Origin of the sequence: Cyanobacterium sp. Dongsha4 (assembly GCF_036345015.1) — a bacterium.
In the GTDB taxonomy this organism is placed as follows: Bacteria; Cyanobacteriota; Cyanobacteriia; order Cyanobacteriales; family Cyanobacteriaceae; genus PCC-10605.
The window spans coordinates 1,678,473-1,695,092 of the sequence record NZ_CP084098.1; the positions used below are offsets into that span (position 1 = coordinate 1,678,473).

Annotated in this window: 17 protein-coding genes; 9 read left to right on the forward strand and 8 right to left on the reverse strand. The window is 36.7% G+C overall.

Going from position 1 to position 16,620, the window contains the following annotated elements; all coding sequences use genetic code 11:
- Positions 1-13 precede the first annotated feature (13 nt).
- From Dongsha4_RS07115 to uvrB, 4 genes are all read left to right on the forward strand, one after another.
- The gene (locus Dongsha4_RS07115; RefSeq protein WP_330204998.1) at positions 14-280 is read left to right on the forward strand and encodes a DUF4926 domain-containing protein; all 267 of its coding nucleotides are present in this window, start codon (positions 14-16) and stop codon (positions 278-280) included.
- 87 nt (positions 281-367) lie between these two features.
- A complete protein-coding gene (locus Dongsha4_RS07120) occupies positions 368-1,864 on the forward strand; it encodes a protein kinase domain-containing protein (RefSeq protein ID WP_330204999.1) in 1,497 nt (498 codons plus the stop codon).
- 16 nt (positions 1,865-1,880) lie between these two features.
- Positions 1,881-2,849 (forward strand): D-alanyl-D-alanine carboxypeptidase family protein, encoded by a 969-nt coding sequence (locus Dongsha4_RS07125; RefSeq protein WP_330205000.1) that lies wholly within the window; start codon positions 1,881-1,883, stop codon positions 2,847-2,849.
- Between the two features lie 42 nt (positions 2,850-2,891).
- A complete protein-coding gene (uvrB, locus tag Dongsha4_RS07130; protein ID WP_330205001.1) occupies positions 2,892-4,886 on the forward strand; it encodes an excinuclease ABC subunit UvrB in 1,995 nt (664 codons plus the stop codon).
- A 129-nt stretch (positions 4,887-5,015) separates the two neighbouring features.
- Here uvrB and Dongsha4_RS07135 read toward each other — a convergent pair whose 3' ends face one another.
- From Dongsha4_RS07135 to Dongsha4_RS07160, 6 genes are all read right to left on the reverse strand, one after another.
- Complete coding sequence (locus Dongsha4_RS07135; RefSeq protein ID WP_330205002.1) at positions 5,016-5,318, reverse strand: hypothetical protein; 303 nt, start codon at positions 5,316-5,318, stop codon at positions 5,016-5,018.
- 91 nt (positions 5,319-5,409) lie between these two features.
- A complete protein-coding gene (cynS, locus tag Dongsha4_RS07140; protein WP_330205003.1) occupies positions 5,410-5,853 on the reverse strand; it encodes a cyanase in 444 nt (147 codons plus the stop codon).
- A 61-nt stretch (positions 5,854-5,914) separates the two neighbouring features.
- Positions 5,915-6,340, reverse strand: a complete 426-nt coding sequence (locus Dongsha4_RS07145) for a nuclear transport factor 2 family protein (protein WP_330205004.1) — start codon at positions 6,338-6,340, stop codon at positions 5,915-5,917.
- Between the two features lie 43 nt (positions 6,341-6,383).
- Positions 6,384-7,256 (reverse strand): ABC transporter ATP-binding protein, encoded by an 873-nt coding sequence (locus Dongsha4_RS07150; RefSeq protein ID WP_190362137.1) that lies wholly within the window; start codon positions 7,254-7,256, stop codon positions 6,384-6,386.
- The gene (ntrB, locus tag Dongsha4_RS07155) at positions 7,253-8,086 is read right to left on the reverse strand and encodes a nitrate ABC transporter permease (RefSeq protein WP_330205005.1); all 834 of its coding nucleotides are present in this window, start codon (positions 8,084-8,086) and stop codon (positions 7,253-7,255) included. The genes Dongsha4_RS07150 and ntrB overlap by 4 nt, the downstream gene beginning before the upstream one ends.
- Positions 8,087-8,224: 138 nt before the next feature.
- The gene (locus Dongsha4_RS07160; protein WP_330205006.1) at positions 8,225-9,841 is read right to left on the reverse strand and encodes an ABC transporter substrate-binding protein; all 1,617 of its coding nucleotides are present in this window, start codon (positions 9,839-9,841) and stop codon (positions 8,225-8,227) included.
- Between the two features lie 341 nt (positions 9,842-10,182).
- Here Dongsha4_RS07160 and Dongsha4_RS07165 point away from each other — a divergent pair, with 341 nt between their 5' ends.
- Complete coding sequence (locus Dongsha4_RS07165) at positions 10,183-10,941, forward strand: MBL fold metallo-hydrolase (protein ID WP_330205007.1); 759 nt, start codon at positions 10,183-10,185, stop codon at positions 10,939-10,941.
- Between the two features lie 141 nt (positions 10,942-11,082).
- On the opposite strand, the gene Dongsha4_RS07170 is transcribed toward Dongsha4_RS07165, so the two are convergent.
- Together Dongsha4_RS07170 and Dongsha4_RS07175 are read right to left on the reverse strand one after the other, a co-directional pair.
- Positions 11,083-12,519, reverse strand: a complete 1,437-nt coding sequence (locus Dongsha4_RS07170; RefSeq protein ID WP_330205008.1) for a phosphoglucomutase/phosphomannomutase family protein — start codon at positions 12,517-12,519, stop codon at positions 11,083-11,085.
- Between the two features lie 160 nt (positions 12,520-12,679).
- Positions 12,680-13,183: a DUF1499 domain-containing protein gene (locus tag Dongsha4_RS07175; RefSeq protein ID WP_330205009.1), complete on the reverse strand. Its 504-nt coding sequence runs from the start codon at positions 13,181-13,183 to the stop codon at positions 12,680-12,682.
- A gap of 430 nt (positions 13,184-13,613) precedes the next feature.
- Here Dongsha4_RS07175 and Dongsha4_RS07180 point away from each other — a divergent pair, with 430 nt between their 5' ends.
- The 4 genes from Dongsha4_RS07180 to Dongsha4_RS07195 all read left to right on the forward strand — a co-directional run bounded on the left by Dongsha4_RS07180 (position 13,614) and on the right by Dongsha4_RS07195 (position 16,605).
- On the forward strand, positions 13,614-14,210 hold the full coding sequence (locus Dongsha4_RS07180) for a FeoB small GTPase domain-containing protein (protein WP_330205010.1): 597 nt from the start codon (positions 13,614-13,616) through the stop codon (positions 14,208-14,210).
- Positions 14,200-15,663 carry a ferrous iron transporter B gene (locus Dongsha4_RS07185; RefSeq protein WP_330205011.1) on the forward strand — a complete coding sequence of 488 codons (1,464 nt, stop codon included), beginning with the start codon at positions 14,200-14,202 and terminating at the stop codon, positions 15,661-15,663. The genes Dongsha4_RS07180 and Dongsha4_RS07185 overlap by 11 nt, the downstream gene beginning before the upstream one ends.
- A 229-nt stretch (positions 15,664-15,892) precedes the next feature.
- The gene (locus Dongsha4_RS07190; RefSeq protein WP_330205012.1) at positions 15,893-16,333 is read left to right on the forward strand and encodes a helix-turn-helix domain-containing protein; all 441 of its coding nucleotides are present in this window, start codon (positions 15,893-15,895) and stop codon (positions 16,331-16,333) included.
- The gene (locus Dongsha4_RS07195) at positions 16,330-16,605 is read left to right on the forward strand and encodes a DUF6883 domain-containing protein (RefSeq protein WP_330205013.1); all 276 of its coding nucleotides are present in this window, start codon (positions 16,330-16,332) and stop codon (positions 16,603-16,605) included. Before Dongsha4_RS07190 ends, Dongsha4_RS07195 begins: the two co-directional genes overlap by 4 nt.
- The last annotated feature ends 15 nt before the right edge of the window (positions 16,606-16,620 follow it).

Consider the following 16,620-nt stretch of genomic DNA (forward strand, 5'->3'; position numbering starts at 1 on the left):
AATTATAGAAAAGATGAATAAACCTGAATTATTAGACGTGATCGAATTATTAGTAGATATTCCTCAATATAGTCTGAGAAAAGGAGAACAAGGCACAATAGTTGAAGATTATGAATATGCTCTCAATATTAATCATCTCATAGGTGAAGACAAAACGTATCTGTTTGAAAAATATTTGGGATACACTCAAAACAACTATGATTTTCTGAAACAACAAATAAAGAAAAAAGTTATGAAAGATTTTCCTAATGTGGATTATTTAATGAATTGTAACAAATAAGTAAATAGAGAGTTATTTTTTATTACTATTTTAGTATAAAATAGCTACAAGGGGAATCAGCATTTAGTGACGCTGTAAGTTAATTATATGGAAGAGGCGATCGCATCCAGATATAAAATCGTTAAAAACCTCGGCAGTGGTGGCTTTGGAGATACATTTCTCGCTCAAGATTTACAAATGCCTTCTGCTAGACAAGTAGTTATCAAAAAACTTAAGCCTGTTCATCATCATCATATTTCTCTTGAGTTTATCGAGAAACTATTTGAGAAAGAGGCAAAGGTATTAGAAGAATTAGGAGAAAATTGTCCACAAATTCCCACTCTATACGCTTATTTTCGAGAAAATAAAGAATTTTATCTAGTTCAAGAATATATTGAAGGTAAAAGTTTAGCGGAATTGGGAATAATTCACCCCAATCAATGCGAATCTATTTTATCATCCCTGCTTAATACTCTCAAATATGTTCATGGCAAGAATATTATTCACCGTGACATTAAACCTGAAAACATCATTCTTAGAGACAGTGACAAATTACCCGTCTTGATTGACTTTGGTGCAGTCAAAGAAAGTATGGGGGCTGTACAATTAAGCAGTGGTTCGACTGTAAGTTCAGTAATTATTGGTACAAGAGGCTTCATACCACCAGAACAAAGCGCAGGTAGGACAGTATTCAGTAGTGACCTATACGCCCTGAGTTTAACCATTATTTATAGCTTAACAGGAAAATATCCCATAGAACTACCCAATAACAACATTACGGGAGAATTGGATTGGCAAAGCTATATTCCTAATTTACCGTTAAATTTGAAAACAGTACTGGAAAAAGCCTCAAAAATTGATTTAGCTCAAAGGTATCCTACCGCCCAAGAAATGTATGAAGCCTTGCATCTCAGTCAAGGACAAACTATGGCAGTAACTCCAAATCCTATTGACTTACAAAAATCTAGTACTCCTAATCTAGCACCGACAGTCTTAATTCCCAACAGTATGGCTAGTGTGCCTCAACAGGTGTCGCAAGTTTCTCAACCCCTTATTAACCCTCAAAAAAATAATTTGCTAGTCATATTAATAACAGCTTTATTAGTGGCTTTAGGGGTATCAGGAGGATTTTTTGTCGTTCAACAAATGAAAGAAACTCAGGCAAGATTAGAAGAAATTGAAAAAGAGAAAGAGGAAACAGAAGCAAGACTAGCTGAGGAACAGACAAAACGAGAGGAGGAAGAATTAAAACGGCAAGAGTCGGAGAAAATGAGATTAGAGGCTGAAAAGGAAAGAGCAAAAGCTGAGGAATTACGTCGTCAAGCCGAAATAAAGGCACAATCTCAACCTCAAATTCGCACAGTTGTAGTTAATCCGTCCAGTTTAACAGATGGTTCTTATGGAACAATTACGGGTAGTACAGGCTCAAAAAATATTCGTTCTGGACCGGGTACGGGTTATGCTGTAGTAGGAGAAGGATACACTGGTGAACCCATTGAAATTTTAGATAGTGGCTATGACAATGGAGGGTATCTTTGGTATAAGATTTATCATCCTTCATCAGGGGTAACAGGGTGGATGGCAGGACAATTAGTTAATTATTAGAGAAAATGGGGTATATATGAAAAAATTTTGTCAATTTTTGGAGTCTAACTTTCAAATAGTTAATTTTTTTCTCGCTTCAATTATTATAGGTGGACTTTTCGGTTTCTGGTATCTCCCTCAATCCTCTCAAAAGAGAAATACGAATATTAATAATCCTCCCTCTTCTGAAACTAAAATCACCCCCACTAATTCTCCAGAAACGGCAACCGAATCACCTCTTACTATTGCTAATTCTCCTCGCAACAATCCAGAAATACCCGTTGATAATACTTCTGTCACCCCTTCCCCAACTTCCAATAACTCCACTGCATCTATTACACCTCCCGCAACCGTGAATAATACTCCTATTGCTACTTCGCCCACTAATGAGCAAGAAAAGGTAAAGAATCCCATTAATAGTTCACAATCCCCCGAAATAGAGGATCAAGAATTAGTTAAGATTAATTATCTTCTTTCTTCTACTTATTTTGGTCATTTTCCCTTTCAAGAAGCCCCTCAAGCAAGATTAATGAACATGGGAAAATATTATAATCGCACAGAGTATTTAGACAGAGAAGCAGGGGAAGCATTTTTGCGGATGAAGGCGGTGGCGAAAAATCAAGGTGTTGAATTAGTTTTAATTTCAGGATTTCGCTCAATTTCTTCACAAACCCAATTATTCCAAAAACAAATCCAAAAGCGGGGTAGTAAAGAAGAAGCCGTGAAATTAAGCGCACCTCCGGGACATAGTGAACATCATACGGGTTATGCTTTAGATATAGGCGATGGGAAACAACCATCTTTTGATTTGAAAACTCAATTTCAATCTACACAGGCTTATCAGTGGTTAATTAATAATGCCCATAAATATGGCTTTGAGCTATCCTTTCCCCCAAATAACTTACAAGGGGTAAGTTTTGAGCCTTGGCATTGGCGTTTTGTTGCTTCTGATCGTGCTAATACAATTTTTGCTATGCCTAGACATTTACTTTATCAGAATAAATGATATTAAAGTATTATTGAGCAAAATTTTCTCGTTAAAGATCTAATGTTTCATCTTAACTCACCCTTCCAACCCACTGGAGATCAACCAAGTGCGATCGCATCTTTAGTGGAATCATTATCATCAGGAAATCGTTTTCAAACCCTCCTCGGTGCAACAGGTACTGGTAAAACTTATACCATAGCGTGTACTATTGCTCAACATCAAAAACCAACGTTAGTATTAGCCCATAATAAAACCTTAGCGGCGCAACTGTGCAACGAATTAAGGCAGTTTTTCCCTCACAATGCCGTTGAATACTTTATCAGCTATTACGACTACTACCAACCAGAGGCTTATATTCCCGTTACCGATACCTACATCGAGAAAAGTTCGTCTATTAACGATGAAATTGATATGTTGCGTCACTCCGCTACTAGGTCATTATTTGAAAGAAAGGATGTCATTGTCGTTGCTTCCATCAGTTGTATTTATGGTTTAGGGATGCCCGTTGAATACCTCAAAGCCTCTATCCCTTTAGAGATTAACCAAGAATATGATCCTCGTCAACTACTTAGGGATTTAGTAAATGTACAGTATCATCGCAACGATACAGAGCTATCCCGTGCTACTTTTCGCCTCAAAGGGGATGTGTTAGAAATCGTCCCTGCCTACGAAGATCGAGTTATAAGAGTCGAATTTTTTGGAGATGAAATCGAAGCAATTTCTCTTTTAGATCCTGTTACAGGGGAATTATTGCAAGAATTAGAGCGAATTAACATCTACCCTGCCAAGCACTTTGTAACACCTCAAGACCAATTAGAGGGTGCGATCGCGCTTATCGAGATGGAATTAGAAGAAAGGTTAATAGAATTGGAAAAACAGGGAAAATTAGTCGAGGCACAACGATTAAAACAGAAAACAAAATATGATTTAGAGATGTTAAAAGAAGTGGGATATTGTAATGGAGTAGAGAATTATTCAAGACATTTAACAGGTAGAAAAGCAGGGCAACCCCCCGATTGTTTAGTGGATTATTTTCCTGAAGATTGGCTTTTAGTAGTGGACGAATCCCACGTTACTGTACCGCAAATTAGGGGGATGTATAATGGAGATCAAGCACGAAAGAAAGTATTAATTGATCATGGTTTTCGCTTACCCAGTGCGGCAGATAATCGCCCTTTAAAAGCCGATGAATTTTGGCAGAAAGTTCAACAATGTATTTTCGTTTCTGCTACTCCTAGTAATTGGGAAATTGAACAATCAGAAAATAGAATTACGGAGCAAATTATTCGCCCTACTGGTATCTTAGATCCCGAAATTTTTGTAAGACCTACCGAAGGACAAGTGGACGACTTATTAGGAGAAATTAAAGAGAGAATTAAGAGAAAAGAAAGGGTATTAATAACAACTTTAACAAAAAGAATGTCAGAAGATTTGACAGAATATTTGCAGGAAAGAGGGGTAAATGTACAATATTTGCATTCTGAAATTCAATCTATTGAGAGAATAGAAATATTACAGAGTTTAAGGGCAGGAGAATTTGATGTCTTAATTGGAGTGAATTTATTAAGGGAAGGGCTAGATTTACCTGAAGTCTCATTAGCGATTATTTTAGATGCAGATAAAGAAGGATTTTTGAGGTCAGAAAAATCATTAATTCAAACCATAGGAAGGGCGGCAAGACACGTTAATGGACAAGCTATTTTATACGCTGATAACTTTACCGATAGCATGGAAAAAGCGATTAATGAAACGAAGAGAAGAAGAAAAATTCAACTAGAATATAATCAAAAAAATAATATTATTCCTCAATCTATTAGTAAAAAATCCAGTAATTCTATTTTAGAGTTTTTAGATATATCTCGAAAATTAAACTCTCAACAATTAGAGGAAGTTTATAACCAAGTCGAAGAAATTAGCCTTGATAAGATACCAGATTTAATTAAGCAATTTGAGGAAAAAATGAAAGAATCAGCTAAGAATTTAGAATTTGAAAAAGCCGCCGAATATAGAGACAAAATTAAAAACTTAAGGGCAAAATTAGTCTCTTATAACTAATCTTGTGTAGTTGCGTTTATGTTAAGTGAAGTGAGGCTTAGGGTATCAGATAGTTTTGAAAAACAACTTGGTAATACTGAGCTTTTTTGTTGCTCTAATCTACCTTAACCCTTGGAGAGAAAACTTCAACTATGATTGACATACTTTAGTATTGTTATTTTTAATAATAGAGAAAGCGTCAAATTCAAGAATTTCCAATTCTCCCGTCACAGTAACTTGATCCCCCACTTGTATATGTTGAGGGGTTTTATCCCCACAGACACTGTAAGAATCAACGGAAAGAGAACGAGAGTCCGTTTTTAATTGAAAACCATCCTCCCAAACCCTTTCCACTGTGCCAGAAAAAGAGGCATTTCGATTCTGAGCAAAGACAAATAAAGAACTAGAGAAAATAAGACCTAAAGATACTATTCCTGTGAAAGTTAACTTCATAATTTCACCTTACAGACTGTCAAAAATTAACAATAGTTATTCTTTAGACCTCTTGTGAACTAAAATGGTTCTTTGATACTTTGGAAAAAATTTACCATTTTTTATAGGGTAAAAACTTACCACACATTGTAACTTGGACTCGATCGCCTTTTGGATCTTCCACTTTGTCCACATCTAAGGTAAAGTCGATCGCACTCATGATACCATCCCCAAATTTTTCATGGATAACCTCTTTCATGGGCATTCCATACACCTGCATAATTTCGTAAAAACGATAAATCAGAGGATCAGTGGGAATTACAGGGTCTAAAGAGCCTTTTAAAGGGGGTATTGTTAATTCTTTGGCGAGCTCTGTAGATAAACCTAACGCCTCAACTAGCTTTTTCGCTTCTGTTTCATCAGCACTAGCTTGACGGTAAATCACCGATGCGATCCATACTTCATCCCGTCCTAAAATTTCTTCTAATTGAGCAAAAGTAACACCCTTTGATTTTTTTGCTTGTAATAAAGTTTTGGTAATTTCTGCAATAGTCATAATGTGTTCACCTAAATAAAATAATTACAGTTGATTGTGTGTGAGTTTAGAGTTGAACTATTTAACCCCTTTCCCAGAGAAATTTTCGTTCTGATTCCTTGATCAAAACATCATTGATACTAGCAAAACGATTTTGCATTAAGCCGTTGTCGGCAAATTCCCACATTTCATTGCCATAAGAACGATACCACTGATTAGATTCGTCGTGCCACTCATATTCAAAACGAACGGCAATACGATTATCTGTAAAAGCCCATAATTCCTTGCGTAAACGATAATCTAACTCCTTTGCCCATTTACGGTATAAAAAAGCCTTGATTTCTTCTCTACCAGACAAAAATTCAGAACGATTACGCCATTGAGAATCAATGGTATAGGCTAAAACAACCTTTTCAGGATCTCTTGTGTTCCAAGCATCCTCAGCCATTTGCACTTTTTGTTGTGCTGTTTCGAGGGTGAAAGGTGGGAAGGGTGGTTTCGATTCCATAGGTGCGATCGCAATTTTGATATTAAAAAACTCCGAACTCGGATTAATTGTTGACTCTGGCTTCTTCCACCGCTCTAGTTTCTCGGTATAAGTGTTCTTCCATCGCCACTTTCAAGTCATGATAAGCAGGATGATCTTCTACTTCAAAACGATTACGAGGACGGGGGAAAGGTACATCAAGAATTTGAGCAATACCTGCTCGAGGACCTTTTGTCATCATGATGATTTTATCTGACAACAATAAAGCCTCATCGATACTGTGGGTAATCATAATTACCGTTTTCCGATGTTCTTCCCAAATACGCTCAATTTCTTCTTGTAAAAAGCCACGAGTTAAAGCATCTAATGCCCCAAAAGGCTCATCCATTAGTAAAATATCTGGATTAATCGCCAATGCCCTGGCAATGCCTACCCGTTGACGCATCCCCCCCGATAACTCGTGAGGATGTTTTTTAGATGCCCCTGTTAACCCTACCATTTGCAAATGTTCTTTAACAATGCGTTTTTGTTGGGTTATGGGCATTTTTGGGTAAACTGTTTCCACTGCAAAACGGATGTTTTCCTCTACCGTCATCCAGGGCATTAGGGCGTAACTTTGAAACACCATACCTCGATCGGGGCCTGGCCCGATGATGGGTTCTTTATTCATCATTACAGAGCCACCACTAGCAGAACTTAACCCTGCAATAATGCTTAAGAGGGTTGACTTTCCACAGCCTGAAGGACCAATGATACTGACAAAGGTGTTGTATTCTATATCGAGATTGATATTTTCGAGGGCAACAAATTCTTTTTTCTTTGTGCCGAATAAGCCTTGTTTTGTTGAGAATACTTTAGAAACATTACGAAGACACAGTTGGACGTTATCCCCTGCCTCCAAACAAGTTAAATATTCTGGTTGAGTTGATACCGTCATGATGATTCTTTTCCAAATGAAACCATTTTTTCTAAATAAGCGAAGATTTGATCTAGCAAAAGTCCCACTAAACCAATGATGATAATTGCCACGATGATGTTAGGTAGATAAAGATTATTCCATTCACTCCAGATGAAGTAACCCAAGCCAGTACCTAAAAGCATTTCCGCCGCTACAATTACCAACCAAGAAATCCCCATACTGATGCGTAAACCAGAAATAATATTGGGCAACGCCGCAGGGATAATAACTTTGAAAATAGTTCGCCATTTTGATGCACCGAGGGTTTTGGCTACGTCGAGATAGTCAGAGTTAACTTTACTCACCCCAAAGGCAGTATTAACGAGAGTGGGCCAAATACTACTGATTAAGATAATGAAAATGCCTGTTTTTTCTGAATCTCGAAATAAATATAAACCCAAAGGCAACCAAGCAAGGGGGGAAACGGGCTTTAAAAGCTGTACATAGGGATTAAACGCTTTGGTGGCTATTTTTGACATTCCGAGCAAAATCCCCAAAGGTACGGCGACGATCGAAGCCATAATATAGCCGATCGCAACTCGTCTCAAGCTAATTAACAAATTCCAACCGATACCCATGTCATTAGGTCCATTGTTGAAAAAGGGGTTAGTTAGCCACCACCATAATTCTTTGAGGGTTAAGGAAGCTGTAGGCATACCTTTAGCGAAAATTTTGGCATTTGCCCCTAATTCCCACACCAGTAGGAATATCCCCAAAGAAAGAAGGAATATTCCCCAGGCTTGGACATTTTCGTTATCGAGTAATTGTTTCAATTTATCTTGGGGCGATCGCCCTTGTACAATAGTCATAAGAATTTAGAATTGAGAATGAAAAATGTAGAAAATTAGGTGTCAGGTTTCAGGTTTTAGGTGTCAGGCGAATAAAAATTACCCTCCACACCCCCTACTTAAAAAAAACTCCGAACCCCGAACTCCGAACTCCGAACCCTAAAACCCATATTTATCAATCTGCGCCTGAATATATTGATCTGGATTTTGAGGATCAAAAGTGTCAAAAGCAAGGGTTTCCGTGCGATAAATGTCCGCAGGGGGTGTTTGCCCTAATTCTTCCGCTAGTTCCCTCGCTAAATCCGTGAGGAAGATTTCTTGTCCTAATTGGTTATACTTACCATCGGCGGTTAATTGTTTGGCTTTACCGTCTCCTGATATATCCCAACGTACTAATTGAGACATAATCCAGTTTGCGAAACTCTGCCAGGGATAAGGATCAAAGTCGATGCGATCGGGTACATCTAAGTTATTACCTAAACCATCCTCAAATTTACCTGTTAAGACTGCTTGAACTACTTCTACTGGTTGATTCAAAAAGGCGCGATCGGAGATAGCCTCAGCAATTTCGACTCTATTTTCTGGTTTACTAGCGTAACCCGTTGCCTCGATAATGGATTTATTTAACGCTCTAAAGGTGTTAGGATTTTCGTTAATCCATGTATCACTTGCCGCAAAAGCACAACAGGGATGCCCGGGCCATAATTCTTTGGTTAACTTATGAATAAATCCTGCATTTTCATAGACTGCCCGTTGATTAAAGGGATCAGGCATCAAGAAACCGTCAATATCCCCTGCTACTAATTGGGCGATACTGTCTGGCGGTGGTACGGGGCGAATGGTAACGTCCACATCTGGATTAATACCCCCTGTGGCTAAATAGTAACGTAAGAGTAAATTGTGCATAGAATAGGGGAAAGGTACTCCCAACACAAAACCCTTAAAGTCCGCAGGACCGTTGATTTTACCCTTATACTTATTAGAAACGGTGATGGCTTGTCCGTTGATATTTTCGATACTTGCCAATCTTACCCCAAAGGTAGCCGAACCTAATCCCAAAGTCATGGCAATGGGCATGGGTGCTAACATATGATATGCGTCTAACTCCCCTGCGATCGCAGAATCCCTCACCGCCCCCCAACTCGGCATTTTTACAACCTGAGTGTTTAAGCCGTACTTTTGATAAAAACCTAAAGGCTCAGACATAATAATCGGAGTAGCACAGGTAATGGGTATAAAGCCCACCTTTAAATCTGTTTTTTCTAAGTTAGAAGTATCAGGGGGAGGGGCATCGGGTTGAGACTCAGGAGTACCAGCATTGTTGCCACAGGCATTAACAAGGGTAACTAAAGCCGCTCCAATGGCTACATTTTGCAAAAATTTACGACGACTAAATTCACCACTGCGGATAGCATCACCAAAAAATTCTCCAGCTTTTGCACCAAAGGCGGCGGAAAAAGCATTATCCAAACCACCTGCTTGTTTTGCCAATTCTAAGACCAATTTCTCTCTTTTCGGGCTTCCTTTTCCAGCCATTTTTAAGAATAATTCTTTCCTTAATTCTGCGGTGCTTAAGGAGTTGGCAATATCGAAAGTAACGGGTTTATAAACCCCCATTTTTGTCAAATCACTAATCATCTCAAGAGGATCTTGAGGCATAGTTTGCATAAATTCCCAGTGACTTTGACTAGGGTGAAATTTACCACATTGGACGCAAAAATTTTCTGCTGTTTTCCATTCATCTCTAGGAGATAAAATTGTTTTTGTTAATGCCATAATTACCCAATATTAGCAATTTGTATGGGGATATTAAACGGGTTTTTAAGATTAAGTTTTGTAAAGATAAATACAATTATAGAAAATCTTTTCAACAATCAGAAAAAATGTAAGTTAAATCCGTCTTAACTTAATACCAATGTTTGATGATGTTTGATAACGTTTGCAAATTTCTAGCCGAAAACTATAAACCTGAGTTCGGAGTTCGGTTTTCGGAGTTCAGAGTTAAAATAGCTAGATGCAGATTCTCTCATCTTATTACAATCAGAAAACCTCGTTTTACCAGAAGTCTAATAAAGTAGAATGAAGAAATAGCAATTATTTATTCCGCAATTATTCTCATGCAATTAACTTGGTTAGATAGCAACTCATGGTTGATCGAAATGTCTAATACAAGGATTTTACTAGATCCTTGGTTAGTGGGTTCTTTGGTTTTCGGTAATCTTAAATGGTTACTAGAAGGGAAAAAGAAGACATCTCGCCCTATTCCTGACAATATTGATTTTATTCTTCTTTCTCAGGGTTTAGAAGATCATGCTCATCCCCCTACTTTAAAGGTTTTAGATCATAATTTACCTGTGGTGGCTTCGGTAAATGCGGGAAAAGTTTGTCAGGATTTTGGTTATACCAATATCACTACTCTTAAGCATAATGAAAGCTACATTTTTAATGATAAAATTCAAATAGATGCGATCGCAGGTTCTCCCGTTGGGCCGGGTGTAGTAGAGAATGGATATATTCTTAGAGATTTAATGACTGGGGAATCCATTTATTATGAACCCCACGGCTTTCACTCACCCAATTTACAAAAACAAGAATCAATTACCACAATTATTACTCCTTTAACTAACATCAAAATTCCTTTCCTTGGCCCTGTTATTAAAGGTCAAGAAACTGCGGTAGAAGTCTGCCGTTGGCTTAATCCTCAATATATTCTGTCCACAGCCGCAGGAGGAGATATAGATTTTGACGGTTTATTGGTCAATCTTTTAAAACCTGATGGCACTATTGAAAGACTGCGTAATTTGTTAAAAGAGGCTAACTTATCTGTAAATGTTATTGAGCCTCAACCCGGAGAAAAGATAGTTATTACCAAGTAGGCAAAGTCAAAGTTAAAAGGGCAATAAACAAAGATAATTAATTAGTTTATCCCTAATACCCCAACACCCCAATACTCCAACACCCTAATATCCTAATAACCCAAAACCTCAAACCATCAACACCCCAAAATCAAGCTATTTTTATCCTTTCGTTGCCCATTCTTTTGCCCAATGGAGATTTTCTTGGACTATTTTTAAAGTAGGTGCTTCTGAATATAAACGCAATAATGGTTCAGTACCACTGAAACGAATTAATAGCCAACTATTATCTTCAAGACGGTATTTATAGCCATCAATGGCAAGGCAATCGATTACTTTCTTTCCCGCTATTTCTGTAAGGGGATTGTCTGAAAGTTTCTGTTGTAAGAGGTTTTTTTGTTCCAAATTTTTCAAAGGTAGATCGATGCGATCGTACTCTGAGGTAAAATTGACTTGTTGACGGAGGTTATTGTATAAATCACTAATATCTTTTCCTGATTCTACCACTGCTTCAAGGACATATAAAGCAGATAACAAAGCATCCCTTTCGGGGATATGATTACTGTAGCCCACTCCTCCTGATTCTTCTCCTCCTACTAAAACTTGATTTTGTAACATTCTTTCTGCAATGTATTTATAACCGATCGCAGTCTCGGAGATAGGAATATTCATAAACTGAGCTATTTTGGGTATTAAGTCCGATCCGCTCACCGTTTTGACAATTTCCCCCTTCATTCCTTTTCTTTGGGCTAAATGCTCAATTAAAACGGGAATCAAAATTTGCGTACTACAGAAGTTTCCCTGTCCATCAACTGCGGCAATGCGATCGCAATCTCCATCGAAGACTAAGCCCATTCGCAACCCATGAGGGTTATTTTTAGTATCTTCCTTGACTCTACGGAATAATTCAGAGATATAACGAGGTAAAGGTTCAGGCGCACCACCATCGAAAAGAGGATCTCGATTAGCGTTAATTTCTTCTATATCACAGCCTAATAAACGACGTAGCCCCCCAGAAGCCGAGCCGTGCATCACGTCTACAAATATTTTTAATTTGCCAGATGCGATCGCATCTCTGATAATATTAACATTGACTTGAGAACTTAATTGTTGACAGTAGCTTTCCCAAGGATTAAATAATGTAATACTACCTTCTTTATTGCTAGTAATAGCTTCATCCTTAGCGATTAAGGCTTCAATTTTCTGAGTTACATCTTCAGTGACAGAACCACCAAAAGCTCCTTTTACCTTTAAGCCTAAGTATTTTGCAGGATTATGACTAGCGGTTAAAACTAAAGCACCTAAAGCATTTTTTTCCTTCGCCGCCCAACTAAAAGCAGGAGTTGGAGCAAAACTATCTGATAACAACACATCAAAACCAGCTTCCTGTAAGCTATCGGCCGCCAACCTCGCAAAATCTTCCGCTAAAAAACGGCGATCGAATCCTACAATCATTAAATTAGAATTGGGGTTATATTCCCGTAAAACATGAGCCGACAAAGGTGCTAATTTTGCCACTCGCTCAAAAGTAAAATCGGCGGCAATAACTCCGCGCCAACCGTCTGTACCAAATTTGATCGGATTTACTGTAAAAGCCATGATTTTTAATAAGTAATGAAATTAGACAGGGGTTTGGGGTGTTGGGTGTTGGGACAGTAAATAAGTAAGGAGTAATCGATAGGAGTCAGAAGTTCAGAGTTTGTGTTATTGACTATTTATTATTTTATTATTCACTCCATCACTACCTAAACCGAATAATTTAATCTTGAACTGAGGTAAAGTCATTAAACGCAAGGCGAATTTGCTCTAAGCGACGACGATTCACCCCTAAATCAGACTCTCCCAAACGAGAAGCTGATCGCCATTGTACTACTTTTTCATCTTCAGGAAAATAAAATTCGGCATCATCCACAAAGCCCATAATTTTACTTCTTGATTCAGTGCGGATATAGTTATCTGTTTTTTCTACTATCACGGTATCAGGTACAACAGAAAGGATTTTGAGAAAATTATTGTAAGCAGAAGTGCGATCGCTGTTATACTTTAACGGTTTGATGTAGTGAGTTTCATCCTCTGTTTGACTAATAACACAATTAGGAGAAGGAGGACATTGTTTTAATTTACCATCTTTTACCCCTAAATTCGTAGGCACACTCCCCTCAAAATGGAAAATAGAAGCCATTGCAGGTTTTTCCCATGAAACAGAGAAAAGCAAGGATAATACGATAATTAATGAACCAACAAAGGAAATGAGTGCAGACATATTCGACAAAAACTAAATCAGGTTTGCCCATAAGTTTACTGGTGTAAGGGGTGAATGGGCAATAGTCATAAACATGAAGATGAATTTCTATGGGGAAATAATTAATTTTCTTAACTCTTGCTTCTCACCCAACTTTTACAAAAAGTTTATTACCTGAATCCTAATACCTATCATCGCTTCATCGCTTATAAGTTATTTTTGCTTAAAGTAAATGATAAAAAATTGCAACAACTCTTGAAAATATTTTTCAACTGATCTAAAATATAAACATTGAAAAATAATCATAATAACTATTGAAAATTATCTGAATCAAAAATAGTAAAAATAGACTAACTAGGAAACAAAAAAGTAAAAATACGGTAGTTATTATCGAAAAAAACTATGCAAAACTCTAAGACGAAAAGTCTAAATTGCGAGGCAAAGAAATAAAATGAATTGTCATCAATGTCAAAGCAAAACTTGTCATTCTCACAACAAAAATAATTGGTTTTCATCTCTATTTAAGAAAAAAAAGACTAAAGCTATTGAGAGAGAAACTACAGGAAAAATTGCTTTAGTAGGAATGCCAAATGTAGGAAAAAGTGTTTTATTTAATACCTTAACTGGTATTTATGTTGATGTATCTAATTATCCCGGCACAACGGTAGAAATTTCTCAAGGAAAATGTCAAATAGATAATGATTATTTTTCCATTATTGATACTCCGGGGATGTATTCTTTACTGCCTATCACCGAAGAAGAAAGAGTGGCTAGAGATTTACTATTGCAAGACTCTTTGTCTCTTGCTATTCATGTGGTTGAAGCTAAAAACTTAGCCCGAATGTTAACCCTTACTTTTCAGTTAATTGAAGCTGGTTTTCCTACTTTATTAGCAGTGAATATGATTGATGAAGCAGAGAAATTAAAAATAAAAATTGATCCCCTTACTTTAGAAGATAAATTGGGGATTCCCGTAGTCAAAATGTCTGCGGCAACAGGTTTCGGAGTAGATCAATTAAAACGGAGAATTTTAAGTTATGTCAGCTAATATTACCTATCCTAATATTATTGAAAAAGGTTTAGAAAAAATAGAATCTTTTTTAAGTCAAGAAGCAGAATTATTTTTTCAGCAAAATCCCCTAATTTCTCGCCGTAGCTTAGCCTTATTAGTCATTCAAAGAGACAGAGAAGTTATCGCTAATTTGCAACAATATATTCCTAGTATTTCTCCTATTGAAGAAATTATCTATGATGTACAAACTCAATTAGGTAAATCTATCACAGAGGCGATCGCATTTACTAGACAACAGAAAGCCTTAGAAATTGAACAACAAGTATTGCAAGATAATAGCGATAGTCAGAGAGGAATTGGAGAAAAACTACATCAATGGATGATTAATCCTCTCACAGGATTTCCGATTTTAGCCCTCGTGCTTTACTATGGAATTTATCAATTTGTCGGTAACTTTGGTGCAGGCACATTAGTTGATTTAATTGAAGGGTTTTTCGAGGAGAATATTAACCCCTTTGTTAACCATATCGTTGCCCAAATTTTTCCATGGGTAGTAATTCAAGACTTATTCGCCAATGACTACGGTATCGTCACCCTAGGTATTCGCTACGCTACAGCGATTATTTTACCCATTGTTGCAACTTATTTCCTCATGTTTTCCCTTTTAGAAGACACAGGATATTTACCTCGTTTATCTCTCATGTTAGACAGAGTCTTTAAAACTATGGGATTATCAGGAAGGGCCGTCATTCCTATTGTTTTAGGCTTGGGCTGTGATACTATGGCGACAGTGGTTACTCGCACTCTCGAAACTAAAAGAGAAAGAATTATTGCAACCTTCTTACTTGCCCTAGCCATACCCTGTGCGGCTCAATGGGGCGTTATCTTAGGGTTATTAGCAAAAAATCCCCTTGCTTTATCAATATGGGCAGTAGTGGTTTTAGGTATATTTTTGTTAGCAGGATTTTTAACCTCTCGTTTCTTACCAGGTAAACCTGCTCAATTTTATATGGAAGTGCCTCCTTTGAGGATGCCCAAAATTGAAAATATTATCACTAAAACCGTGATTAGAATGAAATGGTATTTCTGGGAAATTATCCCCCTATTCATTTACGCATCTATTCTTATTTGGTTTGGTAAATTAACAGGTTTATTTAGCTTAATCATTAGTTGGATTAATCCCATCACCCTTGCATTAGGTTTACCTGAAGAAGTATCCCCTATTTTCTTATATGGATTTTTCCGCAGAGACTATGGTGCGGCAGGATTGTTTGATATTCAAAGCAATGCAGGATTAACAGGTAATCAGTTGGTGGTTTGTGCCATTATTTTAACTCTGTTTTTACCCTGTATCGCTCAATTTCAAGTGATGTTGAAAGAGAGAGGATGGAAAACTACTTTAGCAATGGTATCTTTTATTTTTCCCTTTGCCTTTTTTGTTGGTTATTTAGTCAATCAAGGCTTAAATATTATTCACCTCACTATCTAATTTTTCTAACCCTGTGAGAAGTTTTACTTTCTATTTACAGGCAAAATACCTGCTGTAGGGTTTTAATATGCGAAAGTCTATTAAGTTGGATAATATCTAACTCCTACGCACTAAATATTAAGTTTTGTAACAAGTAATTGTTAACAATTCCTAGCTGTAAGTGCAAATTAAAACCATTATCTATAAACATAAAACCCAATTTTGTTAAATTCGTTTTACAGATAGTTTCATGTCAGGAGTTTCTCAAGTTAATATTATAGAGTCGATCGCAACTTTAAAAACCTTATTAAACGAGCAGAAAACTTCTGATAACTTTCAGAAAATCCAAGTTTTATATCTACTCAAAAGTAAACAAGTAAAAACCATCACAGAAGTAGCCAAAATAGTAGGCAAACATCGAGTAACAATTCAATGGTGGTTAAGATGTTATCAACAACAAGGAATACAACAGTTTTTAAGAGATAAAAAAGATAAAAATAGCGGCGGCAGAAAATCAATTATTTCCGATAGTGTTATCAAAATATTAACAGAAAAGCTGAAAGACACTCCCGATTTTAAAACTTATAAAGACATTCAACACTGGCTAAATCAAGAGTTTCAAATTCAAGTTAGTTATGATGTGGTTTATTATTTAGTCAGAAAAAAACTTAAATACACTCTCAAAAAATGAAATTGCCTCAAGATGCAATCATTACCGAAGCAAAGCTAACAAAATATTTATTAAAATGGAAACCTATTGATGATAAATCACAATTTTTATTAAAAGCAGGTTATACGATAACAACTGCAAAACAATTAGAAAAAGATTTACGAGAACAAATTTTACCTTTAAATGCCGTTTATACTGAAAGTAATAATTTTGGAGAGAAATATGAAATTAAAGGACAATTAAAAGGAATTAATGGAGTCATTTTAATTGTAATTACTATCTTATCTGGATGATAGAATTTGACTCAG